The following is a 24,171-nucleotide window of genomic DNA, read 5'->3' as shown; positions in this document are numbered from 1 at the left end:
CTGCCCGGGAGTATTATCGTCAGGTAGACGGTTGTTGCTTCTGCTGCCCGGAAAGTCACCACTCTTGACGGCAGGAATGGCCCGCCCCGTATACGGGCGGGCCATTTTTTGCGAGGAGGGAAATGTTAAGTTATGATGATGCAGATCTCGGAACTTGTAAAAGCCCAGGGCGGTCTGGTACTGAGCAGGAAGGAAACTAAGGCTTCCGGAAACGGTGGCTGCCCGTACAAAAGGCTGACGCTCCGTGCATTGACAGAGGATGGAGAAATCGACAGCAGTGCTCTGGAGGACTTTTGCGCCAGTGAGACACTGAACCATGCTTGGTTTGCGTCCCCTGGAGATGTTGTGATACGACTCTTTTCACCGCTGTGCCCCGTAGTGATTGAAGAAGGGCAGGAAAAGCTGCTTGTTCCATCGCAGCTTGCCATCCTGAAGGTGAAGGACTGCACAATTCTGTTGCCAGAATTTTTGAAGATCTCACTTTCACAAAAAGAAATTCAGGAGAAAATTCGGAGAATCGAGAGCGGAACTACCCAACGAGTGGTAAAACTTGGTACCATTATGGAACTGCAGATTGAAGTTCCTGATAAGGAGACGCAGAGGCGGGTCGTTGAGATGGATACGCTGTGCCGCAAAAAGGAGCGAATATACCTGAAACTGATGGAGCAGGAACGGCAGCTGACTGAAATTGCGATCAGGAAGATCATGGGAGGAACGTTGAGATGACGACGAAAAAAGATATTGAAAGCGCTTTGATGCGCGGCGCAGACACGCTGCGGGATACCATTGACGCCGCAAACTATAAGGATTACGTTCTGCCGGTGATGTTTGTCAAATACCTGAGCGATTCGTATACCGACGCAGTGGAAGAACTGAGCAAACAATACGCCGGTATCCGTCTGGAACGCCAGAAAAAATATCTGCCGTTCATGGTCGCAGAGGGGTGCTCATTCTATGATCTGTATCAGCAGCGCTTTGCTGACAATATCGGGCAGCTGATGAATGCGGCGATGCGGCAGATCGAGGCGGATAACAATCAGCAGCTTGCCGGTGTGCTGAGCGCAGTGGATTACAACAGTGAAAATGCGCTTGGTACCCGGGAACATAAAAATGCCATCCTCCGGGATCTGCTGGAGGATTTTGAACCTCTGGATCTTCGGCCGTCTGCGATCGAAGTCAAGGAAGGGCAGGTGCCTGCAGATGTGATCGGCGATGCGTATGAGTATATGATTGGCCAGTTTGCAAGCATGGCGGGTAAGAAGGCAGGGTCTTTCTATACTCCTGCGGCAGTTTCTGAGATCATGGCACGCATCGTGGATGTGCAGCCCGGGGAACGTGTCTACGACCCTACCTGCGGATCTGGCTCCCTGCTGATCAAAGCCGCAAAAAAGCAGAACAGCAAGGAAGTATCTATCTATGGGCAGGAGGTCAACGGTTCTTCAGTTGCCATGGCAAAGATGAATATGTACATCCACGAAATTCGGGATGCGAAGATCGGCTGGGGCGACACCCTTGCTAATCCGGTGTTTCTGGATGCAGACGGAAATCTGCTGCTGTTCGACGCCATTGTTGCCAATATGCCGTTCTCTAAGGACAAATGGGCATCCGGCTTCAACCCCGGCGGCGAATCCTCTGGAAAGGGTAAAAAAGAGTTCAAGATGGAGGCATCACTGGACAAATTCCATCGGTTTGACTGGGGCGTGCCGCCTGCAAGTAAGGGCGACTGGGCATTCCTGCTCCACATGATCGCCAGCCTGTCCGTAAACGGCCGGATCGCGGCGGTCGCACCGCATGGCGTACTGTTCCGTGGCGCGGCAGAGGGCAGAATCCGCCAGCGGGTGGTAGAAGAAAATCTGCTGGATACTGTGATCGGCCTCCCGGAGAACTTGTTCTATGGTACGTCCATCCCGGCGTGCATCCTTGTGTTCAAAAAGAACCGTCCTACCACGGATGTCCTGTTCATTGATGCCAGCAAAACGGATGAGGCAGGCAACCCGCGTTATATCAAGGCAACGAACCAGAATGAACTGGGGCAGGAGCATATCGACGCTATTGTAGACGCTTATCACAGCCGTACAGAGCAGCCCGGATTTGTGCATGTGGCAACGCGGGAGGAAATTCAGAAAAACGAATACAACCTGAACATCCCGCGCTATGTGGACACCTTTGAAGAGGAAGAGGTCGTGGATATCGCTGCTGTACAGGCAAATATCGCCCGCCTGAAACAGGAGATTGCCGAAGCAGAAGCAAAGATGGATGTGTACCTGAAAGAGCTGGGCCTGTAACAACGCAAAGAGTAAGGAGGTCACACGATGACCAATATGATTTACACAGCAATGCCTGCGTTGCCGAAAAAACATCATACCAATGCAGTTGTTTTGCCAAGTGAATGGAATACCTGCCCGTTGAGTTCCATCGTGGAAGAAATTTCTGAAACGGTTGGAACCAGAAAAATCGAAACCATCAGCATTTCAGCAGGAATAGGATTTGTCAATCAGGCGGAAAAATTTGGAAGAGAATTATCGGGAAAGCAATATGAAAAATATATTGTTTTACACAAAGGAGATTTTTCATACAATAAAGGAAATTCTAACATATACCCCCAGGGCTGTATTTACCGCCTGAATAATCGAACAGAGGCGGCAGTGCCAAATGTATTTGAAAGCTTCCGAGTGTCTGTTGGAAATCCGGATTATTATGAGCAGCTGTTTCTCAGCGGCTTTTTGAATAGACAATTGTATTCCAAAATCAATCGCGGTGTCCGAGATAATGGCCTATTAAATTTGAAGGGAAAAGACTTCTATAGTTGTGAAGTTCCTTACCCCCCTTTGGCTGAACAGGAACGCATTGCGGAAATTCTTATACAATGCGACCGTGTGATCGAGGTGAAAGAGCAGAAACTCGATGAGCTGAAACAACTGAAAAAAGAATTCCTGCGGAAAATGTTCCCTGCAAAAGGCTGCGATACGCCGGAAATTCGCTTTCCGGGATTTACTGGCGCTTGGGAACAGCGGAAGTTGATAGATGAAGTCACATCTATTGATACTGGCAAAAGTAAATTCACTCCACAAAAGTCGGGAGTGTATGAGATCCTTGGATCAACATCAGTGATTGGTTATGATGATTCATATGATTATGAAGGCGATTTCCTGCTGACAGCTCGTGTTGGTGCTAATGCCGGTGAACTTTATCGACACTCCGGGAAAGTCAAAATTAGCGATAATACTGTATTTATCAAGGGTGAGCAATTAGACTTTATTTATTATGCGTTACTGCATTTTGATATTAAACGTCTTTCATTTGGAACAGGTCAACCACTGGTAAAGGCAAGTGAATTAAAAACGCAAGATATTATGATGCCGGTGGATAGCGACGAACGTTCAGCTATTAGCACTTATTTTTCCAATCTCGACCACCTTATCACCCTTCATCAACGTGAGCTGGAGGAGACGAAAACCTACAAAAAAACATTGGCAAAACTGCTGCTGACAGGGATTGTCCGGGTACAAGGATAACAACAAAAACAGCTAGCGGAGTTTCCTGCAGGCAGCAGGACAGAGGAAAATGATATGCCGGACCACACGATTTTTAACGAACGCCCCGAGTCACAGGATCGGGCACTGAAAGTAATTGAACGATTGGGCTATACCATTGTGCCCCGCAGCGAGGCGGAACGGAAGCGCGGCTCCCGGAAAGCAGTGCTGTTTACGGAAGAACTGCAGACGTTTCTGAGCGGACAGACCTATCAGTTTGGCAGTGAGACAAGGTACTTTTCTGGGGGAGCCATTGCCAGAGCGATGCAAGCGGTGGATCAGCACAGCGCAGCAGGGCTTTATGCCGCAAATAAGGAAATCTACGAGCTGATCTGCTCCGGCAAGAGCATGGAGGAAGAACTCCCGGATGGTACCCGGCAGTCGTTTGATATCCGCTATATCGACTTTGAACACCCGGAGAACAATACGTTTCAGGTGACCGACGAGTTCGAGGTAGAACGTCCGAACGGGAGATTTGCCCGTCCGGATCTTGTTGTGCTGGTAAACGGCATCCCGCTGGTCGTAATCGAATGTAAAAAATCCAGCGTGGATGTTATGGAAGGCGTGATGCAGAATATCCGGAACTGGGGCGAGGACTATATCCCGCATCTGTTCCGCTATGCACAGCTTGTTATGGCAATGAACCCGGATAAGGTGTTGTATGGCACCTGCGGTACACCGGCAAAATATTTTGTGTCCTGGCATGAGGATAACAAGGATTGGCTGAATGACTGGTGCAGAAAATGTTCACCGGATGGACAGATCCGGGAACAGGACCGTGCGCTGGTATCGTTGCTGCATCCGGAGCGGCTGCTGGACCTGATCCGCAACTTTATCATCTACGATAACAATGTGAAAAAGATCTGTAGATATAAGCAGTATTTTGCGGTTAAAAAGTGCATGGATCGCATTTTGCTGAGAGACAATGCGCACACCAGAAACGGTGTTGTCTGGCATACGCAGGGCAGCGGCAAAACGATCACGATGATTATGTTGACAAAGATGATCACCCGGGAGAGCATGAAGCCCGAAAGCCAGATCCGGGAACCGCGCTTTATCATGGTTACGGACCGTGTCAATCTGGATAAGCAGATCCGAGATAACTTTATCCATACCCAGATGAGTCCCCACCGAGCCAAAACCGGCAAGGGGCTGATCGAACTTTTGCAGGACAACAGCAATACGGTCATTACAGCACTGGTGAACAAGTTTGAAGCAGCAGTCAAGCAGGAATACTGCAATGATAGCAAGAATCTGTTTCTGTTCATCGATGAGGGACACAGAACGCAGTATGGAAAACTCAATCTCTATATGAACAAGGTGCTCCCGAATGCTGTCAAGATTGCCTTTACTGGCACACCACTGATCCAGAAGCAGCCGAAGGATACGAGTCGGAAGATTGTTCCGGCAAAGGACACCTATGCCAAGTTTGGCCCCCTGATTGACAAATACACCCTGCAGGATGCTATCGATGATAAAGTCACAGTGCCCATCGTGTACGAAGGTCGTGTGATTCCGCAAGAGGTCACAAGCCAGCAAATCAATGAACATCTGAAGCACATCACGGTGGGGCTGACCGAAGATGCCCGGAAGGATCTGGAAGTCAAATACAGCCGTTTTGTTACGCTGGCACAGACAGAACAGCGCCTGAACATGATCGCGTTCGATCTGCACGAGCATTTTGTCCATTATGTGCGGCCCAAGGGATTCAAAGCGATGCTGACATGCTCATCTCGCGCAGAGGCGGTCCAGCTGTTCTACAAACTCCGGGGTCTTGGAGGAATCACGCCGGCGGTAGTTATTACACCCAATTCTGCAAAAGAAGGCGATGATGAAACTAATACGCCGCAGTCTTTGAAGACCATTGCAGAGTTCTTTCGCAAAGAGGTCGATCCACTTTTCAAAAATAATTATGATGCCTATGAAGATTCGGTGACAGGACGCTTCACAGACCCAGACGGTGACGTGGATCTGCTGATTGTAAAGGACAAACTCCTTACCGGATTTGATGCTCCCATTGCCGCTGTGCTGTATGTGGATAAAAAATTGCAGGACCATACCCTTTTGCAGGCCATTGCACGTGTCAATCGCGTTTATACGGACAAGGATTTTGGTCTGGTCGTGGATTACATCGGCATTTTCAAAAAACTGAACTCAGCACTAGATCTTTATAGTGACGAGCAGTCCGGCATGAATCTGTTCGACCGCACAGAGATCCAATCGGCCATTGCAACGATCAACGACGAAAAGACGAAACTTGAAGCACTGTATCAGGAACTGTGGGACATCTTTGACGGGATTGACCGGAACGAAACCAGTGCGAATGTCTGGCAGGAACGGCTACGGGAGTATGATCTCCGTAGAGATTTTTACGAAAAGCTGTCTGCTTTTGCCAAGATGGTGGACTTTTTGTATTCCAGCTATGAGCTGTTTGAACAGGTCGGTTTTGAGCGAGCTGAAATGTATCGCAAAGATTACCTGTTCTTCAAAAAACTGAAAGACAGCGTGACGCTCCGTTTCAATGACAGTGTGGATTTTTCAAGATATGAAGACGGCATTCGTCAACTGCTCAACACCTATGTCCATGCGGAAGATGCAAAGACCCTGATTGAGCCGCTGGATATTACCAATAAGGAAAAAATGCAGGAACAGCTGGCCAGGCTTGGATCTGACGAAGCAAAAGCCGAAGCCATCCAGACCCGTCAGGTCGAGGTTCTGGAGAGCCAGAGATATGTGGACCCCATTCGCTATATGACCTTTATGGAGCGGATTAACAAGACGCTTCAGGATTATCAGGAGGAAAGGAACGGTGAAAAATACCTATCAGCGATGGAAAAAATGGCTGAGGATTACCGGACTGGCCGCAGCTCGGTGGAATACCCGGAAAACATCGTGGATGATGGTGATGCAAAATCGTTTTACGGTGCAGTGTGTGCCGGAATCAAAAAATCTCTGGACGGGCAGGAGGTAGAGCCCTCCGAATCGTTGGGTAAGCTGGCGCTGGACATCAAAGCAATCATTGTGGGCCATGCGAAACGCGACTGGCGGGACAATGTGATCGTCCACAGGAACATGAAAAAGGCATTGGACGATTTGCTGTTTGACTACATGGAAGATCAAAAGCTGGACTGGCCCTTGGATACAATCGACATCATCATTGACGAGATCATGATGATTGCAAAGAAAGGCTATTGACAATGGAAACCATCTGCATAACACTGCCAACATTCGGAAGTGCAGTGACGGTCAACCTTGATCGAAAAAAAATGAAGACCTGCCGCCTGAAGGTCTATCCGAATCAGAAAATTGTGCTATCGCTGCCGCAATCCGCCCCCGACGCATGGGCGGAATCGTTCCTTATGGAAAAGAGCGACTGGATCGAGTCGAAATTGCAATCTTTCCAAAAAACTGTCGGCTATGCCGCAACCAAAGAGATTCGGAACGGATACTCTATCCGGATGCTGGGCGAAGATATGATCTTTGCATTGTCACAGTGCGAAAAGGAATGTGTATATGCAGAGGGAAAGAAGATTCGTATCTGCTGTAAGTCACCCGAGGATCAGGCGCATGTAAAGCAGCTGTTTGAGGCGTGGTGGCGCAGGCAGGCGAAAGAGATCCTGCAGGAACGTGTGCATGTTTGGTATCCCATCGTAGAAAAATATGGTGTTGCAATGCCTGAATTATCGATCCGGAAGATGAAGACACTGTGGGGAAGTTGCAGCATTGCACGACATGTGATAACCTTTAACTTCTATTTGATCAAGGCCAGAACGCCCTATATTGATTATGTGGTCCTGCATGAACTGGTGCATTTTCTATATCCGAACCACAGCAAGCAGTTCTATGCCTTTCTCTCCAACTATATGCCCGACTGGAAAGAACGCAAGCTCGTTCTAGATCAGGAGGTCGTACACGAATTATAATATTGCTAAACTCGAAAAATCCTTCCTTCAAAGATAATTCAGCTCTCGAAGGTGAACCTTTGCATTTGCGCAGAACATTGCAAAGTTTGAGACGAATGTTCAGGTAAAGTGGGACGCATAATAGGTAGTTGCATCAAGAGCTGAAACACGCTATAATACAGTCAGAGGTTATTGCTCCGTGTGATACTATCCTGATACTAAAAAATCAGCAAGCCACATCTAGCACAGCAATCTCATGAAAAAGTGAACATTCAAGAATAGTATTACTAAACAAATTTGTTTAGTAAGACTCCGAACTTACCGAGCTTGAGTAATGGATCAAAATGCCGAAAGCCTGTATTCATGCGGGTTTTCGGCATTTGTTTTTATCAATGCATAAGAAAAGGGAAAGAAGGAATAGGGTATGCTGCCGACAAGAGATGAAGCAATGGCGTTGATTCGGGATGGTCTATCAAATAATCCGGGGCCTTGGGGAAAACATAGTTTAACAGCAGCACATTGTGCAAAAAAAATAGCAGCGGCATGTGGAGATATGGATGCGGAGAAGGCCTATGTTTTAGGCTTACTGCATGATATAGGAAGAAAATTTGGTGTAAGACATCTTGGCCATGTTTCCGATGGGTACACATATATGATGTGCCTTGGATATGATGAGGCGGCAAAAATCTGTTTGACGCATTCTTTTAACAATCACACGATAAATGAATACATTGGAAAATTTGATGTTTCAGATGAAGAAATGAAAATGATTAAGACTGAATTGGCCAGGACAGTATACGATGATTATGACCGGCTGATTCAATTGTGTGATAGTCTGGCAGGAGCGGAAGGGGTTCTGGATATAGAAGATAGAATGAACGATGTAAAGAAACGGTATGGCTCTTATCCGCAGGACAAGTGGGATTCCAATATGAGATTGAAACGATACTTTGAGAAGAAAATGAAGAAGGACATCTACCTTGTTTGTGAGAAGGACTCATTTGTGCCGGAAGAGATAGGATGATCGCAGGCCTTATGAATGGGTTTCCTGATGGGACACTTTATGCTATAATAGGCAGGCAGCGAGGTGAAGTGTATGAAAAAAACAAGGGATCTGTTCTGGACTTTTTTGAAAATCGGTGCGTTCACATTTGGCGGCGGCTACGCAATGGTGGCCCTGCTGGAACGGGAATTTGTGGAAGACAAGCAGTGGCTGAGCCGGGAGGAATTTCTCGATATGGTCGCCATTGCGGAGTCCACGCCGGGCCCTGTGGCGGTGAACAGCGCCACCTATGTGGGGTATAAGATTGAAGGGGTAGAGGGGGCCACGGCATCCACGCTGGCGGTCTGCCTGCCTTCGTTTGTGGTCATCTACCTGATCTCACTGGTGTTTGACCGGTTCTTGCAGCTGTCGGCAGTGGCAAGCGCGTTCCGGGGCATTCAGGTCTGCGTCATCTATCTGATCCTTTCGGCAGGGATGAAGATGCTGAAAAGCCTGTCCGGCACGGCCTTCAACAGAATCATCGTTGCCGGGGTCGTGGTGGCCATGGTGGGCTGCTCGGTGGCGGCGGTGTCCTTCTCGTCCCTCTACTACATCCTGCTCTGCGGGGCGGCAGGGGTGCTGCTCTACCTGTTAAAAAAGCTGCGGAAGGAGGAGAAAGCATGATCTACCTCCAGCTGTTCCTCAATTTTCTGATGATCGGAGCGCTCTCCTTTGGCGGCGGCTACGGGATGATCTCGCTGGTGCGGGAGACCGTGCTGCGTCATGGCTGGCTGACCGAAGCAGAATTCCTGAGTTTTATCGCCGTTTCCGAGTCCACGCCGGGCCCGCTGGCGGTCAATATGGCAACCTTTATCGGTTCATCGCAGGGCGGCTTTCCGGGAGCGCTGATCGCTACGCTGGGTGTGGTGCTGCCTTCGTTCTTCATCATCCTGCTGATCGCGGCGGTGCTGAAAAACCTGATGAAGTATGCGGGCGTGGAAGCCTTTCTTTCCGGTGTGCGGCCCTGTGTGGTGGCCATGATCCTGGCGACCGCGCTGAATATGATGCTCTCCACACTGGGCGGCATCAAGACGCTGGCGGATGGATTTGCACCGGATGCGAGATCGATCCTTGTGTTCGCTGTTTTATGGGCGGTGCATTTTGTCTGGAAGAAGCGGACGCAAAAAGCCCCGTCGCCCATCGGAATGATCCTGCTGGCGGCGGGACTGGGAATCCTGTTCTGGGGCGTATGAGAGATCATCGCCCTTTTTTTGTGGCTCAGTGCTCCACGAATTCGCCGCGCAGGGCGAACATGTGGTCCATGGGGCCGGAGCCTTTGCCCAAATCGAGCATGGCGGACAGGCAGCCTGAAATATATGCCTTGGCCCGCTCAACGGCGGCATCCAGGGGATAGCCCTTTGCCAGATTGGAGGCAATGGCGCTGGACAGGGTGCAGCCGGTGCCGTGGGTATTGGGGTTGGCGATGCGCTCGCCGTGGAACCATTTGCCGCTGCCGTTGCGCCAGAGCAGATCGTCGGCATCGTTCACCTTGTGGCCGCCCTTGCAGAGCACGGCACAGCCGTATTTTTCGCTGATGCACTTTGCAGCGGCCTCCATCCCGGCGGCATCGGTGATGGTCATGCCGGACAGGATTTCAGCCTCTGGAATGTTGGGCGTGACCACCTCGGCCATGGGCAGAAGCTGCCCGGTCAGGATCTGGATGGCGCTGTCCTGCAGCAGCTTGGAGCCGGAGGTGGCCACCATCACGGGATCGACTACGATGTGCTTGGCATCGTACTGGCGCAGCTTTTTGGCAATGGTCTCAATGAGCGCAGACGACGACACCATGCCGATCTTGATGGCATCCGGGTAGATATCGGTGAACACCGCATCCAGCTGTTGGGCCAGAAATTCGGGTGTGGTCTCAAAGATTCCGGTCACGCCGGTGGTGTTCTGGGCTGTCAGAGCCGTGATGGCGCTCAGGGCAAACACGCCGTTGGCGGTCATGGTCTTGATGTCGGCCTGAATGCCTGCGCCGCCGCTGGAGTCGCTTCCGGCAATGGTCAATGCTGTTTTCATAAGGAAAATCCCCCTTTTTCCTCTCAGCATAGCACAGTCCGGCAGCATTTGCAAGGAAAACCGGCCCGCCCTCTTTTCTGCCGGAGAAAAGCGTGATAAAATAAGGCAAAAACAAAACTGGGAGAGAATACAATGAACATCACGGTATATCTGGGCGCAAACGAGGGCAATGATCCGGCCCTGAAGCAGGCGGTGCAGGAGCTGGGAAGATGGATCGGGGAGAGCGGGAACGCGCTGGTGTACGGCGGCTCCCGCTGCGGCCTGATGGGAGAGATCGCCGAAAGCACCCTGAACGCCGGGGGCGAAGTGACCGGCGTGGAACCGGAGTTTTTCGTGCAGGAAGAGCTGCAGCACGAGGGGCTGACGGAGCTGATCGTGACAAAGGATATGACAGAGCGCAAAACAAAGATGATCGCGCTGGGGGATGCGTTTATTGCGTTTCCCGGCGGCACCGGCACACTGGAGGAGATCGCCGAGGTGATGTCCAAGGTGTCGCTCAGGCATCTGGATGCGCCCTGCATCCTCCTATAACCTGAATGGTTACTACGATGGCCTGAAAGCTCTGCTTACCCGGATGATCGAAAAGGGACTCTCCTCCCCGGAACGCCAGCAGGGAATCTATTTTGTAGAGGATCTGGAGCAGATCAAGGAAATTTTGCAGAAATCCTTTTGAAGATCCTGTTTAGGGTCGCTCTCTGCACACCTCCTGCCGCCCTGGCATAGACCGGGAAAAGGGGGAGTGCGATTTGGAACAGATTTTCCTGACGGCGGCCGTGCTGCTGCTGCCGATGCTCTGCACCACGGCCGGTGCGGCTGGTGTGTTCCTGCTGCGGAAGACCGGGGAGCCTGCCACCCGGCGGATGCTCTGCGGCATGGCGGCGGGCATCATGCTGGCGGCCAGCGTATGGAGCCTGCTTTTGCCGGCCATTGAGCGGGCAGAGCAGGGGCCGCTGCCTGCATGGGTCCCACCTGCCGTGGGCCTGCTGCTGGGTGCGGTGGGGCTTTTGCGGCTGGAAACGCTGGCGGGCCGCCTATTGAACGCCGGGCCGGGCCGCTGTGGGCGGATGGTGCTGGCAGTCACCCTGCACAACTTGCCCGAGGGCATGGTGGTGGGCCTTGCTGCCGCGCTGGCCCTGCGGGGAGAACCGGATGCCATCAGCGGGGCGCTGGCCCTTGCGCTGGGCATCGGGCTGCAGAACATTCCCGAGGGGGCTGCGGTCAGCCTGCCGTTGGCGCAGGAGGGCAGGTCTAAGCGCCGCGCCTTTGCGGCGGGGGCTGCCTCCGGGCTTGTGGAGCCGCTGGGAGGCCTGCTGGCCCTTGCACTGGCCGGGTGGGTCAGTGCGGCCCTGCCCTGGCTGATGAGCCTTGCCGCCGGGTGCATGGTCTGCGTGACGGCACAGGAGATGATTCCGGAAGCCGTGGAGGCAGACGAACCGGCGGGAGTCATCAGCGTGGTGGCAGGGTTTGCCCTGATGATGGCGCTGGATGTTGCCCTATAAAATATTCTGTAACACAAAAAGGAGACCGCGTGGTACGGTCTCCTTTTTGTCTGTCAGTGTGCTTCTAGTATTTCGGCCTGCAGGGTATCCAGCTGCTCAAAGCTGTACAGCCGGTTCAGCGCCTCCACCAGCTCCTTTTTGGAGAGCCGGGGCGGCAGGCCCAGCGCATTGAGCAGCTGGTATTTCCGCTCGGCACTGCCCGGGGTGCCGGAAAGCCCCCAGTTGTACAGGTCGGTGTAGGTGATCTGCCGACCCTCCGGGCGGGCAGGCGCGGCCCCGGCTTCTGCGCCCAGTGCATCCCGCAGACATTGCAGGACGATGGCATCGTCCACGCCTTCCACGCCCAGCAGGCCTTCCTTGCCGGGCTGGGGCTTCCGCTTTTCCTTGCCATGGATGGCGGGCACATAGGCCTGCACCACGTTTTCTGCCCCCACCAGACCGGTGATGTAGGTGCGGATGCGGAACCCGGCGGCATCGGAATCGGTGAAGAGGATCAGGCCGTTTTTCTTCGCCAGGGCTTTCAGCAGCTGCTGGCGTTTTTTGTCCTTGTAGATGCCAAAGCCGTCTGTCAGCAGGATCATGGCATCGGTCAGGTGGGAAAGGCGGGCGGCATCGTATTTGCCCTCCACCACCAGCACCCGGTCGGTGTGCAGCAGTTCTCGTTCGCTCATCGTCCGCTCCCCGCCAGCGCCAGACGGCAGAGTGCTGCTTCCAGCAGGGTCTGCACATCCACGGGCTGGCTCTTCAAACTTTTATCGAGGTCCAGCAGCACCTGCAGGCAGGTCTCCAGCTGGCCCAGCGTGTAATGCGATGCCGTTTCGGCTGAGCGCTTGAGCCGGTAGTCGCTGCCCTTGTAGCCAAAATCCTTGAACACGGCGGCGTAGCTCTTCCGTTTGGAAGCCCCCAGCTTGACCCGGTACAGGTCTACATAGCTGCCAATCATTGCGCCGGTGATGGCAATGGGCTCCTGCTGTAAGCGCAGCAGGGTCTGCAGCTTTTTGCAGGCACCGGTGGCGTTCTTGGCGGTGATCATCCGGATCATCTCAAACACATCCGCTTCCAGGCTCACGGTGCCCATCTCGGCCACCATGGCGGCGGTAACGGTCTGGTAGCCGGAAAGGGCACAGAGCTTGTCTACCTCATTTTCCAGCAGAAAGGGATCCTCGCCGCAGCGCTCCAGCAGGGCTGCGGCAGCGCCCTCGGGCAGGGTGGTATCCTGCGCCTTGGCCCGCTCAATGAGCATCATCTTCAGCTCGTAGGGCTTGGGTTTGGAGAGCTCCTCGACAAAGCCCAGCTTCTTGCATTCAGCAATCAGCTTTTGTGCCCGCTTGCCGGTCTTGAGCTTGCTGCGCTCCAGCTCGAACACACTGCCCAGCACCACCACGGCATTTTCCAGGCTGGCAAGGGTGCTGCACAGCTCGTCCAAATCCTTGTCGCCGTAGGCGGCGGGGTCAAGCTCGGGCAGTACAACCACGCGGCGGGTGCCAAAGAAGGAGATTGTGCCCGCTGCCATGATGAGCTGCTCGATCTCGGGCGCGGCACCGTCCAGCACGGTGGTCTCCTCATCCGTGTCAGCGCTCAGGATCCGGACGGCGGCAGACACTGCCTGCCGGACAAGATACCGCTCGCTGGAATAGAAATAGTAGACCGGACAGCCGCGGTCTGCCAGCTGGCGCAGTTTGGCTTCCGTTGCCACGGCGTGGCCCCCTTTCAGAAAAGAATACCTTATAAGTGTACCCACCGGGGCGGGAAATGTCAATGCAGGAGGCAGAAGAAAAAACGACAGATGTCTTTTATCGCTTCCGCAAACGTGATATACTGAAAGAAAACGGCCTGCGCCGGAACGGAAAGGGAAGAATACGGATGAAACGAGCCTATTTCAACTGCATCCTGCTGGACGGCACCGAACAGATGGAACCGGCGGCGCACAAGATGGTGCTGGTGGACGGGGAGAAGATCACCGCCATCGTGGAGGATACCGCCCCCTGTGAGGGGTATGAGAAGGTGGACCTTAAGGGCGGCTACCTGATGCCGGGCCTTATCAACCTGCATGTCCATCTGGCGGGCAATGGCAAGCCCAGCGCAAAGCCCCGGGATAACGCCGCACTGGTGCGCAGGATCCTGAGCAATGGCCTGACCCGGGCGGTGGCTTACCGGCTGGTGTGCAGTTACGCCAAGCTGGAACTGCTGGGCGGCGTGACCACCATCCGCACCGTGGGCGGTCTGGCAGATTTCGATACCCGCTGCCGGGACGACGCGGCAAAGGGGAAGATCCTGGCTCCCCGCATCCTTGCCGCCAACGAGGGCATCTCGGTGCCCGGCGGGCACATGGCAGGTTCGGTGGCAGTGGCGGCCCACAACAATGCCGAAGCGCTGGCCCAGCTCCGCAGGGCCGGTGAACAGAGGGTAGATCTGGTCAAGCTGATGATCACGGGCGGCGTGCTGGATGCCACCCAAAAGGGCACCCCCGGGGAGCTGAAGATGAAGCCTGAGATGGTCCGGGCTGTCTGTGATGAAGCCCACAGGCTGGGCTATCCCGTGGCTGCCCACACCGAATCGCCCGAGGGGGTGAAGGTGGCGCTGGAAAACGGCGTGGACTCCATCGAGCATGGCGCAAAGATGGATGAGGAGACCATCCGGCTCTACAAGGAGCGGGGTGCTTTCGTCTGCACCACCATCTCCCCGGCGCTGCCCTATGCACTGTTTGACCCGGCCATTTCCGGCGCTTCCGAGAAGGACCAGTACAATGGCAGGATCGTCTTTGACGGCGTGGTGGAAAGTGCCAGAACGGCCCTTGCCAACGGCATTCCGGTGGGTCTGGGCAATGACGTGGGCTGCCCCTACGTCACACAGTATGATTTCTGGCGGGAGCTGTGCTACTTCCACAAATACTGCGGCGTGAGCAATCAGTTTGCCCTCCACACGGCCACCCTGCGCAATGCCCGGCTGGCCGGTGTGGGGGATGTGACCGGCTCCATTGAAGCGGGGAAGAGCGCTGATTTCATCGTGACCCGGAAGAACCCGCTGGACGACCTGGCTGCCCTGCGCCAGCTGGAGCTGGTGGTCTGCCGCGGCCGTGCCGTGCACAAGCCCGCTCCCAAGCGGAACAAAACGGTGGATGCCCTGCTTGACCCGTATCTGGTATAAATGCTATAATATCCTTAAATTCCGTCCGTGCCAGAGCGGGCGCTGAAAGGATGAAACGCTTACGAAACGTCCCAAGCTAACATTGCAGCTGCAATACAATTCGCCGGTGATCCTGACCTTTTTTCTGCTCTCCCTGGGGGCTTTGTTCCTGGGGCAGTGGACAGGCGGCTGGACCACAAAGCACCTGTTCTGCGTCTATCGCGGTTCTCTGAAAGACCCGCTGTTTTACATCCGGCTCTTCGGCCATGTGCTGGGCCATGCCAGCTGGGATCATTTCCTGAACAATATGCTCCTGCTGCTGGTCATCGGCCCGCCGATGGAAGAAAAATATGGCAGCGGCCCCCTGCTCAAGGGCATCCTGCTCACGGCGCTCATCTCGGGTGTTCTGCAGTGTGTGCTCTTCCCGCATACGGCGCTGCTGGGGGCTTCGGGCATCGTGTTCATGCTCATCATGCTGGCATCGCTGTCGGGCTTCTCCGGCGGCATCCCGGTGACCATGCTGCTGGTGGCGGCACTGTATCTGGGCCAGCAGGTGTATGATATCATCTTTGCCCACGATAATGTGGCGAACTTCATGCACATCGTGGGCGGTGTGTGCGGCACAGCCTTTGGGTATGTGTATGCCATGCTGCCCCGGAAACGCAGGAGACCGGCTGCCAGAAAAAAGCGATGATCAACAAACGACCCCGGAAAGCTTGACTGCAGCTTTCCGGGGTCGTTTTATGGATTACAGTTCGTTCAGGATCCGCCGCGCGGCACGGATGGTCTCCTCGCTGGTCTGCCAGACCTCAAACTCGGAGAAGCCGGGCAGGCCCATGGGAACACCTTCCCGCCGGAAGATCATCCGGCTGTCCAGCACCTGCTTGCCGGACATGTGGAAGGCGTGTGCGCCTGTCTCAGCTGCCAGAGCCGGAAGATTGGCCGGGGTCACGCCCGCCCCCACCAGGATCTCAAGATCAGGCCCAGCGGTTTCCACCAGCCGACGGAGCAGGGAAGCGCCCGCCGGGGCGCTGGCGGCCTGCCCGCTGGTCAGGATGGTGCCAAGGTTCAGTGCTTTGGCCGCTTCCAGCGCCGCAAAGGGGTCTTTGCAGACATCAAAGGCACGGTGCAGGGTGCAGACGACCGGACGGCCAGCGGCCTTTGCAGCGGCCCGGGCGGCCGCGTAGATGGGGCGCAGCGCGTCCACGTCCAGTTCTCCCTCCGGGGTCAGCACACCGGTCACAATGCCGTCCGCACCCGCCTGCACCAGCGCTGCGGCGGTCTCGGCCATCTGGGTAAGCTCATAGCGGTCGTAGCAGAAATCACCGAATCGGGGCCGCAGCAGGGCACGCACCGGCAGGCCGGTCTCGGCCTTGACCTGCCGCACCAGCGCAAGGCTGGGCGTGGTGCCGCCGATGATCAGGTCGGCGCACAGCTCCAGCCGGTCGGCCCCGCCCCGCTTTGCCGCAAGGGCGCTTGCGACACTGTCTACACAAACTTCCAATGTGTAAGTCATAAATACCTCCAAGGCCCGTCAGCATCTCTACTGACGGGCCTTTCGTTGCTTTGATAAACTTAAACCATTCTGCCAAGGGCTCCCCTACTAGGGGAGCTGGCACGCGAAGCGTGACTGAGAGGTTTAATCCATTACTTTACACTTTCGAGGAACCGCACGAAACCGGCGCGGCCGGCTTCATCCAGCTTGTAGACACCGGCATCTGCCAGCACCTGCGCGAACACCTGGCCTACCTCATCCTGCAGGATCAGGTGGACGCTGTCGCTGTTCAGCTCAGGATGGCGGGCCAGGATCTCCTGTGCCCATGCGGCGTGCTTCTGCAGGGCTTCGGGGTACTGCTCGACAGGTACCCGGGCCACCAGCATATCTGCCAGATCGAACAGCTCCTGCTTCAGGCGGCTGGGAAGGACTGCCAGACCCATGACCTCGATCAGGCCGATGTTCTCCTTTTTAATGTGGTGGAGCTTTGCGTGGGGATGGTAGACCCCCAGCGGGTGCTCCGGGGTGGTGATGTTGTTGCGCAGGACCAGATCCAGCTGATATCTGCCATCCCGCACCCGGGCAATGGGGGTGATGGTGTTGTGGGGTTCGCCGTCCGTCTCGGCAAAGATGAAGCTTGCCTCATCGGTATAGCCGCGCCATGCGGTCAGGATCTTGTCGGCCAGCTCCACCAGACGCTCGTCATCCGCACAGGTCAGGCGGATGCAGCTCATGGGCCAGTGGACGATGCCGGCTTCCACATCCTCAAAGCCGGGGAACACCCAGCTCTTCTCGATGGGGGCCTTGGCCATGGCGAACTCGTAGTGGCCGCCCTGGAAGTGGTCGTGGCTCAGGATGCTGCCGCCCACAATGGGCAGGTCTGCATTGCTGCCCACGAAATAGTGGGGGAACAGGCCCACGAAGTCCAGCAGCTTGCGGAAGGTGGCCCGCTCGATCTTCATGGGGGTGTGCTGGCTGTTGAACACGATGCAGTGCTCGTTGTAGTAGACATAGGGGCTGTACTGCAGATTCCATGCGCTGCCGTTGATGGTCAGCGGGATGATGCGGTGGTTCTCGCGGGCGGGATGGTTCATCCGGCCTGCATAGCCCTCGTTCTCCACGCAGAGCTGGCATTTGGGGTAGGCGCTCTGGGGGGCCAGCTTGGCGGCGGCAATGGCCTTGGGGTCTTTTTCCGGCTTCGAGAGGTTGATGGTGATATCCAGATCGCCGTAGGGGGTCTTGGTGACCCACTTCACGTCCCGCTTGATGCGGTAGCGGCGGATGTAATCGGTGTCCTGGCTGAATTCATAGAACCAGTCGGTGGCGGCCTGGGGGCCCTCGCTTTCGTACCGCTCCTCAAAGTTGGCGCGGACAATGGAGGGGCGCGGGGTCAGCACGCCCATCAGCTTGGTGTCAAACAGATCGCGGGCGGTGGAATTGTCCTCGCACACGCCCCGGGCCACGGCATCGTCCACCAGCGTTTTCAGGATGCTCTCGAGGTCGGTGTAGCAGACATCCCCCTCGGGCTCGGTAAAGCTGTCCAGCTGCATGGTCATCAGCAGCTGATTGCGGATGTAGATCTCGTCATCGGGCAGGATGAGCCCGGTGTCCAGCCCATAGTTGACGAGCTGTTGAATGGCAGTAGAGATCACAGCACGGCACCTCCTTCCGGACGGATGGAGAGGATGTGGCACTTACCTGCGCCCAGAATGGCCTCCATCTCAGCCTTGAAGGCATCCAGCTTCTCCAGCGGCACAAAGGCCTGCACGGTGCCGGCAAAGCCGCCGCCGTGAACGCGGACAGCGCCCGCGCCGTTCAGGAAATGCTTTGCGGCGGCAATGGTCACAGCCACTTCCTGATGCTCCTTGTACCCGGCGGGGATGACGTTCTGCAGGTATTCCCAGCTGCTGGTGCCGGATTCGTTGACCAGCTGCAGGAAGGTCTCAAAATCACCGGCGCGCAGGGCGTTTACCTGCCGGGCAACGCGCTGGTTGTCGGCGTAGATGTGGAAAGCCCGGAGCACGGCACGGTCGCCGCACTGTTTGCGGCATGCGGGCAGATTTGCAATAAAGGTCTCAAAGGGCACATCCCGCAGGACTTCGCCGCCGCAGACAGCGGCCACGGCGCGGCACTCGTTGGGGATGGCGGCGTACTCATCGGTCAGGTCGGCGTGGTCTGCACCGGAATCCAGGATGCAGAGGGCAAGGCCTGCCTGAGAGAAATCCACCTGCACCGGCTCCACATCGGGGTGGGCAGGATCGGCAAAGTCGATGGTGATAATGTTGCCCACGCTGGAGGCCATCTGATCCATCAGGCCGCAGGGCTTGCCAAAGTAGACGTTCTCTGCCCACTGGCCGATCTGCGCAATGGCGATGGGGGAGACCTTTTCGGCCATGAAGCGGTCGTTCAGGATGACACCGATCAGCACCTCAAAGGCGGCAGAGGACGAAACGCCGCTGCCCTTGGGCACGTTGGAGGAGATGTACACGTCCAGGCCGGAGAGGGCAGCGCCACGCTCCTTGAAGGCCTCACACTCGCCCCGCAGCAGGGCCATGGTGGTGTTCTCTTCCTCCTTGCGGGCAGCAAGGTCGCCAAGGTCGATGACACAGAGGTCATAGCCCTCGCTCTGCACACGCAGCTGGTTCAGGCCGTTGGGGGCAGCGGCAGCGATCATGTCAATGTTCACGCTGCCGGCCAGCACCCGGCCATGCTGGTGGTCGGTGTGGTTGCCGCCGATCTCGGTGCGGCCCGGGGCGCTGTACAGTCCGGCTTCGGTGTGGGCACCAAAGGTAGCTTCCAGCCCGTCCAGCACTGCCGCATAGCGTGCGGCGTGGGCAGCGGTCTGCTCCGGCGAACAGCAGTAGAGGGAGGCCAGCCGGGCGGTATGGGTGCCGCCCGCCAGCTCCTGCTTCCAGACAGAAATAGGCTTCATCATGGCGCGTTCCTCCTCGTATAGGTGAATGATTCTTCAAAGGGCCAGGGCCCGTTCTTCTGATTCTATAATATCGGTTCTGTCGAGAAAAGACCATGTATTATTGTTGCATCTGGATGAAAGGTCAACGCAGTTCCGGCGGTCAGCTCCGGGGCGCGAAATCGCCGCCGGTAAGCCCGTCGAGGTTCAGCATCCCTTCCAGCGCAGCAATGTCGGTGGAAACATCCAGCGCATCGGAGGCAAACAGCTTGTCCAGCTGGTTTTCAAAGGCGGTGATGAGCAGATCCATGCTCCGCTCAATGCTCTGCTTTGCCTCAGTGATGTTGGAGCCCTGCACATCCTGTGCCGAAAGCTGGGCGTAGGTATTCAGCAGCTTCAGCGCGGTGGGCAGGTAGTAATCCATAAATTTCTGCAGCTGGGCTTTTTTGTCCGGGTCCTTTTTTGCCAGTGCGAAGATGCGGGCGCTGACATCCTCCAGCCGGGAGATCTTGGCCGTCATCACCGGGTCGGGGATGGCATCGTTGGCCTGCCGAAGCTGGCGCTGCAGGGCGGCATACTGATCCTCGGGAGCCGGTGCGGGTGCGGGCTCGGCGGGTCTGGGCGGCTGGGGCGCAGCGCCCCGCACCACCAGCGTGCCGGTGCGGTTGTCGATATAGGCATCGGCCCCGAAATAGCCGTGGTCGATGGCGCGCTCCACGGCGGCGCGGCCCCTGTCGGCATCAATGCCCGCGGCTGCAAAAAGTTCGTCCAGCGGGATATTATCCCGGGTCCCAACGATCTTGTCCAGCTGGCGCTCCAGCTTGCGGGCCTGCTTCATCCGCAGGCCCATGGCCAGCGCAGCGCCGCCGCCAATGGTCTGGGCCAGGGCGGTCAGAAACTCGCCCCAGTCGAACCAGTAGCCCCACAGGTCAATGATATCGGCAAGGCCTGCAAGGCCCACCACCAGAAAGATGCCGCCGAACATCGTGCAGAGGCTGGTCAGGGTCTTGTGCCACTTTTTGGCGTTCTGCTGCTCGGCAGTGGGCACATCGTGGCCGTAGACCGGCTCGGTGTCCCGGGCTGGCTGACCGGCCCCAGTGTCCTGGGGACGGAAATCGCTGGAATATTCCGCGTTCTCCTGCTCCTTTTTTTCGGCATCCCGGTCAATGGCACGCAGGATGAAAAACAGAACGCCCAGCGGTGCTGACATGGCGAATACTACCAGCAGGGCAATGGTGGGAATGTGGGCAAGGAAATGTTTGCTGCGTCTGGGCTCCATGGGGCAGAATCCTCCTAAAACAAAAAAGCCGTGTTCCACTTTATTATAGCGGAGCACGGCCCTTTTGTTAAGGGGGTAATTTATTTGTGGGAAAGGAAATTACTTCATCAGGCTGCAAACGGCCTCGGCGTAAGCGGCGGGATCATCCACGGGCAGGCCCTCGATCAGCTGTGCCTGTGCATAGAGCAGGCTGCTGTATTTCTTGACCTTGTCGGTATCACCGGCCTCCTGTGCGGCCTTCAGCACGGCGAACACAGGGTGGTTGATGTTCAGCTCCAGCACCTTGTCGCTCTTCACGCCCTCGCTGCCGGGCTGCTTGGAGAGCACCTTCTCCATCTCGATGGACAGGGGGCCGTCAGCGCTCAGGCAGACAGGGTGATCCTTCAGGCGGGTGGAGACCTTGACCTCCTTGACCTTGCCGTCCAGCGCGTCCTTCATGGCATCGAACAGGGGCTTGTTCTCGGCGGTAGCATCTTCAGCGGCCTTTTTCTCGTCCTCGGTCTCAAGGCCCAGATCGCCGCTGTTGATGTTCTTGAACTCCACGGTGCCGTCCTTGCCCTCGGCATCCTTGCGGGGGTAGCTGCGCATGATCTGCAGGCAGAACTCATCCACGTCCTCGGTCAGCAGCAGGACATCATAGCCCTTGTCCAGCACCAGCTCGGCGGCGGGGAGCTTGGCCAGACGGTCAGTGGAGTCACCGGCGGCAAAGTAGATGAACTTCTGCTCGGCAGGCATCTTGTCCACATACTCCTGCAGGGTGACCATCTTCTGCTCCTTGGCAGACCAGAACAGCAGCAGGTCGCGCAGCAGCTCAGCGTGCATCCCGTAATCAGAGTAAGCGCCGAACTTGATCTGGCGGCCGAACTCCTTCCAGAATGCCTCGTACTTTTCGCGGTCGTTGACCAGCATGGAGTGCAGCTCGTTCTTGATCTTCTTTTCCAGTGCGTTGTGGATCAGCTTGAGCTGGTTGTCCTTCTGCAGCATCTCACGGCTGATGTTCAGGCTCAGATCCTGGCTGTCCACAATGCCCTTGACGAAGCTGAAGTAATCGGGCAGCAGGTCTGCGCACTTTTCCATAATGAGCACGCCGGATGCGTACAGAGCCAGACCTTTCTCATACTCCTTGGTGTAGAAATCATAGGGGCGGTGGCCGGGCACGAACAGCAGGGCGTTGTAGTTGGCGGTGCCCTCGGTGCGGCTCACGATGACGCGGGCGGGGTCAGAATAATCGTTGAACTTATCCTTGTAGAAGCTGGCGTATTCCTCATCGGTGACCTCGCTCTTCTGCTTCTTCCAGATGGGTACCATGCTGTTCAGGGTCTCAAGCTCGGTGTAGGTCTCCCACTCCGGCTTGTAGTCCTCGGGCTTGGGATCGGGTTCGGGCTTCTGGCGGCTCTTTTCCCGCTCCATCTGGATGGGATAGCGCACATAGTCGCTGTACTTTTTGACGATGGCTACGATGCCGTATTCGTCGAGGAAGTTTTCGTAATTGTCGGTATCGGTGCTGTCCTTGATGTGCAGGATGATGTCAGTACCGGCGGTGTCCTTCTCGGCGGGGGTCAGCTCGTAGCCGTCAGCACCGCTGGACTCCCACTGCCAGGCTTCATCCGCACCGTATGCCTTGGAGATGACGGTGACCTTGTCGGCGACCATGAAGGCGGAGTAGAAGCCCACGCCGAACTGACCGATGATGTCGATGTTCTCGTCCTTGTTGTCCTTCTTGAAGTCCAGAGAACCGGAGTGGGCGATGGTGCCCAGGTTCTGCTCCAGCTCTTCTTTGGTCATGCCGATGCCGTTATCGGAGACAGTCAGCAGGCGATTGTCCTTATCGCGGGTGAGCAGGATGCGGAAATCGCCCTTGTTCATGCCCACGGAAGGATCGGTCAGGCTCTTATAATAAAGTTTGTCGATGGCATCCGAAGCGTTGGAGATCAGCTCACGCAGGAAGATCTCCTTGTTGGTGTAGATGGAGTTGATCATCATGTCCATCAGCTTTTTGCTTTCAGCCTGAAATTCTTTCTTCGCCATAATACAAAACCTCTTTTGTACAGTATTCAGATCCGGCCCCTCGCAAAAGGAGCGGCAATGCAAAAGAAGCAGCCGACGCTGCATCTTCTTAGCACTCATATCTTTCGAGTGCTAATATACACCGATGCGGGTCAAAAATCAAGGGGTTTCATAAAAAGTTCAGAAATGAACTAGAACAAAATGCCTTTTGTGCGTTGCTACAAAAAATTCATAAAGAAATAGTTGACCTTTCACAATTTTTAGCGTATACTGGTCAGCGGAAACAAACGAGGAAAGAGGAATATGTTATGGCAATGAAGCCGGAGATCTCCGTGAAGAACCTGCTGATGCAGGCATTCCTGACGGGCTGGGAACGCTCGGACAAGAGCATTTCGCAGGATGAATACTTACAGAGCGCCATTCAGGTCATCGAAGTGCTGCAGGTGGAACCTGAAAATGTCTACGCCGAGGAGGGCCTGGGCCTGACCGACGGCGATGAGGTGGATCATCTGGACGACCTGCTGCGGGCGGACGGCCAGTGGCTGTATTACGGCGTGGAGGAGGAAAACTTCTTCCTCATCCAGTGGTACCCGGACAAGGCTTCTGCCGAGGCCAAGCTGGCCGAGCTGGAAGCACTGGGCGACGGCAAGCAGTATCTGGTGGATCTGAGCCTGACCCGCGAAAATCCTTCGGCCGCTGAGAACTTCGGCAGCTCCAACCCGGTTCAGCTGCGGAGCTGAGCTCGGCGTTTCTGACAAAAAGAAAGGGAATTTTCCATGCAGCTTTCACAAACGGAACGGGAGCGCCTGTCCGCTATTCTGGAACAGTACGACCATCACCCCAAGGTGCAGGAAATGCGTGAGTTTATCCAGCACGGTGATGTGACCACCTACCAGCACTGCAAGAATGTGGTCGTGGTCAGCTGCTGGATCAACCACCGCTTCCATTTGGGAGCCGATGAGACCACGCTGGCCGTGGGGGCCTTCCTCCATGATTTCTATCTCTATGACTGGCACAAGCAGGGGTCTTTCCACGGCCTGCGGCATCTGTTTGAGATGCACGGCTTTTCCCACCCGGGGTCTGCCTGTGTGAACGCACAGCGGGTGTTCGGCATTACCAAAAAGGAGCAGAACGTCATTGCAAGCCACATGTGGCCCCTGACTTTCCGCCATATCCCGACCTGCCGCGAGGCGGTCATCGTCTGTCTGGCGGATAAATACTGCGCCATTGTGGAGAGCATGTTCCGCCGCACAAGGGTGGGCGCTGACGAAGAAGAGTGGTAAAGAAGCCGCCGCACTGTTCACATGAAAGAAAGCAAAAGACCAGAGTTGTAACGCCTTTTGGCGAAACAACTCTGG

21 protein-coding genes and 1 pseudogene are annotated in these 24,171 nt (G+C 55.7%); 14 read left to right on the top strand and 8 right to left on the bottom strand.

Annotated features, from left to right (window positions below; translation table 11 throughout):
• Positions 1 to 132 precede the first annotated feature (132 nt).
• The 8 genes from MTP42_RS09270 to MTP42_RS09235 all read left to right on the top strand — a co-directional run bounded on the left by MTP42_RS09270 (position 133) and on the right by MTP42_RS09235 (position 9,670).
• Positions 133 to 726 (top strand): hypothetical protein, encoded by a 594-nt coding sequence (locus tag MTP42_RS09270; protein WP_156060767.1) that lies wholly within the window; start codon positions 133 to 135, stop codon positions 724 to 726.
• A complete protein-coding gene (locus MTP42_RS09265) occupies positions 723 to 2,285 on the top strand; it encodes a type I restriction-modification system subunit M (RefSeq protein WP_249257195.1) in 1,563 nt (520 codons plus the stop codon). Before MTP42_RS09270 ends, MTP42_RS09265 begins: the two co-directional genes overlap by 4 nt.
• Before the next feature lie 27 nt (positions 2,286 to 2,312).
• Positions 2,313 to 3,515: a restriction endonuclease subunit S gene (locus MTP42_RS09260; RefSeq protein WP_156060771.1), complete on the top strand. Its 1,203-nt coding sequence runs from the start codon at positions 2,313 to 2,315 to the stop codon at positions 3,513 to 3,515.
• 54 nt (positions 3,516 to 3,569) lie between these two features.
• On the top strand, positions 3,570 to 6,728 hold the full coding sequence (locus MTP42_RS09255) for a type I restriction endonuclease subunit R (RefSeq protein WP_249257194.1): 3,159 nt from the start codon (positions 3,570 to 3,572) through the stop codon (positions 6,726 to 6,728).
• A gap of 2 nt (positions 6,729 to 6,730) precedes the next feature.
• Positions 6,731 to 7,456 carry a M48 family metallopeptidase gene (locus MTP42_RS09250; RefSeq protein WP_177719895.1) on the top strand — a complete coding sequence of 242 codons (726 nt, stop codon included), beginning with the start codon at positions 6,731 to 6,733 and terminating at the stop codon, positions 7,454 to 7,456.
• 403 nt (positions 7,457 to 7,859) lie between these two features.
• Positions 7,860 to 8,459: an HD domain-containing protein gene (locus MTP42_RS09245; RefSeq protein ID WP_249257193.1), complete on the top strand. Its 600-nt coding sequence runs from the start codon at positions 7,860 to 7,862 to the stop codon at positions 8,457 to 8,459.
• A 72-nt stretch (positions 8,460 to 8,531) separates the two neighbouring features.
• On the top strand, positions 8,532 to 9,101 hold the full coding sequence (locus tag MTP42_RS09240; protein ID WP_249257192.1) for a chromate transporter: 570 nt from the start codon (positions 8,532 to 8,534) through the stop codon (positions 9,099 to 9,101).
• Positions 9,098 to 9,670, top strand: coding sequence for a chromate transporter (locus MTP42_RS09235; RefSeq protein WP_117533310.1), 573 nt, complete (start codon positions 9,098 to 9,100; stop codon positions 9,668 to 9,670). Before MTP42_RS09240 ends, MTP42_RS09235 begins: the two co-directional genes overlap by 4 nt.
• A 25-nt stretch (positions 9,671 to 9,695) precedes the next feature.
• On the opposite strand, the gene thiD is transcribed toward MTP42_RS09235, so the two are convergent.
• On the bottom strand, positions 9,696 to 10,496 hold the full coding sequence (thiD, locus tag MTP42_RS09230) for a bifunctional hydroxymethylpyrimidine kinase/phosphomethylpyrimidine kinase (protein ID WP_117476894.1): 801 nt from the start codon (positions 10,494 to 10,496) through the stop codon (positions 9,696 to 9,698).
• A gap of 132 nt (positions 10,497 to 10,628) precedes the next feature.
• Here thiD and MTP42_RS09225 point away from each other — a divergent pair.
• Together MTP42_RS09225 and MTP42_RS09220 are read left to right on the top strand one after the other, a co-directional pair.
• Positions 10,629 to 11,169, top strand: a pseudogene (locus MTP42_RS09225) (TIGR00730 family Rossman fold protein).
• A gap of 73 nt (positions 11,170 to 11,242) precedes the next feature.
• Positions 11,243 to 11,995 (top strand): ZIP family metal transporter, encoded by a 753-nt coding sequence (locus tag MTP42_RS09220; RefSeq protein ID WP_242700944.1) that lies wholly within the window; start codon positions 11,243 to 11,245, stop codon positions 11,993 to 11,995.
• Positions 11,996 to 12,048: 53 nt separating this feature from the next.
• Here MTP42_RS09220 and MTP42_RS09215 read toward each other — a convergent pair whose 3' ends face one another.
• Together MTP42_RS09215 and holA are read right to left on the bottom strand one after the other, a co-directional pair.
• Positions 12,049 to 12,666 carry a toprim domain-containing protein gene (locus tag MTP42_RS09215; RefSeq protein ID WP_154277276.1) on the bottom strand — a complete coding sequence of 206 codons (618 nt, stop codon included), beginning with the start codon at positions 12,664 to 12,666 and terminating at the stop codon, positions 12,049 to 12,051.
• A complete protein-coding gene (gene holA, locus MTP42_RS09210) occupies positions 12,663 to 13,691 on the bottom strand; it encodes a DNA polymerase III subunit delta (protein ID WP_207684927.1) in 1,029 nt (342 codons plus the stop codon). Before holA ends, MTP42_RS09215 begins: the two co-directional genes overlap by 4 nt.
• Positions 13,692 to 13,858: 167 nt before the next feature.
• Between holA and MTP42_RS09205 the strand changes: the two genes are divergently transcribed.
• On the top strand, positions 13,859 to 15,142 hold the full coding sequence (locus MTP42_RS09205; RefSeq protein ID WP_207684928.1) for an amidohydrolase family protein: 1,284 nt from the start codon (positions 13,859 to 13,861) through the stop codon (positions 15,140 to 15,142).
• Between the two features lie 82 nt (positions 15,143 to 15,224).
• A complete protein-coding gene (locus MTP42_RS09200) occupies positions 15,225 to 15,815 on the top strand; it encodes a rhomboid family intramembrane serine protease (protein ID WP_005930504.1) in 591 nt (196 codons plus the stop codon).
• Positions 15,816 to 15,869: 54 nt separating this feature from the next.
• Here the strand turns inward: MTP42_RS09200 and MTP42_RS09195 are convergent, their stop codons facing one another.
• The 5 genes from MTP42_RS09195 to htpG form a co-directional block, all read right to left on the bottom strand.
• Complete coding sequence (locus MTP42_RS09195; protein ID WP_249257191.1) at positions 15,870 to 16,637, bottom strand: copper homeostasis protein CutC; 768 nt, start codon at positions 16,635 to 16,637, stop codon at positions 15,870 to 15,872.
• Positions 16,638 to 16,768: 131 nt separating this feature from the next.
• On the bottom strand, positions 16,769 to 18,268 hold the full coding sequence (galT, locus tag MTP42_RS09190; RefSeq protein WP_249257190.1) for a UDP-glucose--hexose-1-phosphate uridylyltransferase: 1,500 nt from the start codon (positions 18,266 to 18,268) through the stop codon (positions 16,769 to 16,771).
• Entirely contained in the window at positions 18,265 to 19,551 is a 1,287-nt protein-coding gene (locus MTP42_RS09185) for a galactokinase (RefSeq protein ID WP_156058302.1), read from the bottom strand. The genes galT and MTP42_RS09185 overlap by 4 nt, the downstream gene beginning before the upstream one ends.
• Positions 19,552 to 19,690: 139 nt before the next feature.
• A complete protein-coding gene (locus MTP42_RS09180; protein ID WP_249257189.1) occupies positions 19,691 to 20,806 on the bottom strand; it encodes a 5-bromo-4-chloroindolyl phosphate hydrolysis family protein in 1,116 nt (371 codons plus the stop codon).
• 99 nt (positions 20,807 to 20,905) lie between these two features.
• Entirely contained in the window at positions 20,906 to 22,834 is a 1,929-nt protein-coding gene (htpG, locus tag MTP42_RS09175; RefSeq protein WP_249257188.1) for a molecular chaperone HtpG, read from the bottom strand.
• A 287-nt stretch (positions 22,835 to 23,121) separates the two neighbouring features.
• Here htpG and MTP42_RS09170 point away from each other — a divergent pair, with 287 nt between their 5' ends.
• The gene (locus MTP42_RS09170) at positions 23,122 to 23,553 is read left to right on the top strand and encodes a hypothetical protein (RefSeq protein WP_223383978.1); all 432 of its coding nucleotides are present in this window, start codon (positions 23,122 to 23,124) and stop codon (positions 23,551 to 23,553) included.
• A gap of 36 nt (positions 23,554 to 23,589) precedes the next feature.
• Positions 23,590 to 24,096, top strand: coding sequence for an HD domain-containing protein (locus MTP42_RS09165; protein WP_005930482.1), 507 nt, complete (start codon positions 23,590 to 23,592; stop codon positions 24,094 to 24,096).
• Positions 24,097 to 24,171: the final 75 nt, after the last annotated feature.

Origin of the sequence: Faecalibacterium sp. I2-3-92 (assembly GCF_023347315.1) — a bacterium.
Lineage (GTDB): Bacteria > Bacillota > Clostridia > Oscillospirales > Ruminococcaceae > Faecalibacterium > Faecalibacterium duncaniae.
Note: the sequence above shows the minus strand (reverse complement) of the source record. Positions and strands in the feature narration are given on the sequence as shown.

Bases quoted from the DNA above. Each gene is read 5' to 3' on its own strand.
- MTP42_RS09270 (WP_156060767.1), top strand. From the start codon at position 133: ATGATGATGCAGATCTCGGAACTTGTAAAAGCCCAGGGCGGTCTGGTA.
- MTP42_RS09265 (WP_249257195.1), top strand. From the start codon at position 723: ATGACGACGAAAAAAGATATTGAAAGCGCTTTGATGCGCGGCGCAGAC.
- MTP42_RS09260 (WP_156060771.1), top strand. From the start codon at position 2,313: ATGACCAATATGATTTACACAGCAATGCCTGCGTTGCCGAAAAAACAT.
- MTP42_RS09255 (WP_249257194.1), top strand. From the start codon at position 3,570: ATGCCGGACCACACGATTTTTAACGAACGCCCCGAGTCACAGGATCGG.
- MTP42_RS09250 (WP_177719895.1), top strand. From the start codon at position 6,731: ATGGAAACCATCTGCATAACACTGCCAACATTCGGAAGTGCAGTGACG.
- MTP42_RS09245 (WP_249257193.1), top strand. From the start codon at position 7,860: ATGCTGCCGACAAGAGATGAAGCAATGGCGTTGATTCGGGATGGTCTA.
- MTP42_RS09240 (WP_249257192.1), top strand. From the start codon at position 8,532: ATGAAAAAAACAAGGGATCTGTTCTGGACTTTTTTGAAAATCGGTGCG.
- MTP42_RS09235 (WP_117533310.1), top strand. From the start codon at position 9,098: ATGATCTACCTCCAGCTGTTCCTCAATTTTCTGATGATCGGAGCGCTC.
- thiD (WP_117476894.1), bottom strand. From the start codon at position 10,496: ATGAAAACAGCATTGACCATTGCCGGAAGCGACTCCAGCGGCGGCGCA.
- MTP42_RS09215 (WP_154277276.1), bottom strand. From the start codon at position 12,666: ATGAGCGAACGAGAACTGCTGCACACCGACCGGGTGCTGGTGGTGGAG.
- MTP42_RS09205 (WP_207684928.1), top strand. From the start codon at position 13,859: ATGAAACGAGCCTATTTCAACTGCATCCTGCTGGACGGCACCGAACAG.
- MTP42_RS09195 (WP_249257191.1), bottom strand. From the start codon at position 16,637: ATGACTTACACATTGGAAGTTTGTGTAGACAGTGTCGCAAGCGCCCTT.
- MTP42_RS09185 (WP_156058302.1), bottom strand. From the start codon at position 19,551: ATGATGAAGCCTATTTCTGTCTGGAAGCAGGAGCTGGCGGGCGGCACC.
- MTP42_RS09180 (WP_249257189.1), bottom strand. From the start codon at position 20,806: ATGGAGCCCAGACGCAGCAAACATTTCCTTGCCCACATTCCCACCATT.
- htpG (WP_249257188.1), bottom strand. From the start codon at position 22,834: ATGGCGAAGAAAGAATTTCAGGCTGAAAGCAAAAAGCTGATGGACATG.
- MTP42_RS09170 (WP_223383978.1), top strand. From the start codon at position 23,122: ATGGCAATGAAGCCGGAGATCTCCGTGAAGAACCTGCTGATGCAGGCA.
- MTP42_RS09165 (WP_005930482.1), top strand. From the start codon at position 23,590: ATGCAGCTTTCACAAACGGAACGGGAGCGCCTGTCCGCTATTCTGGAA.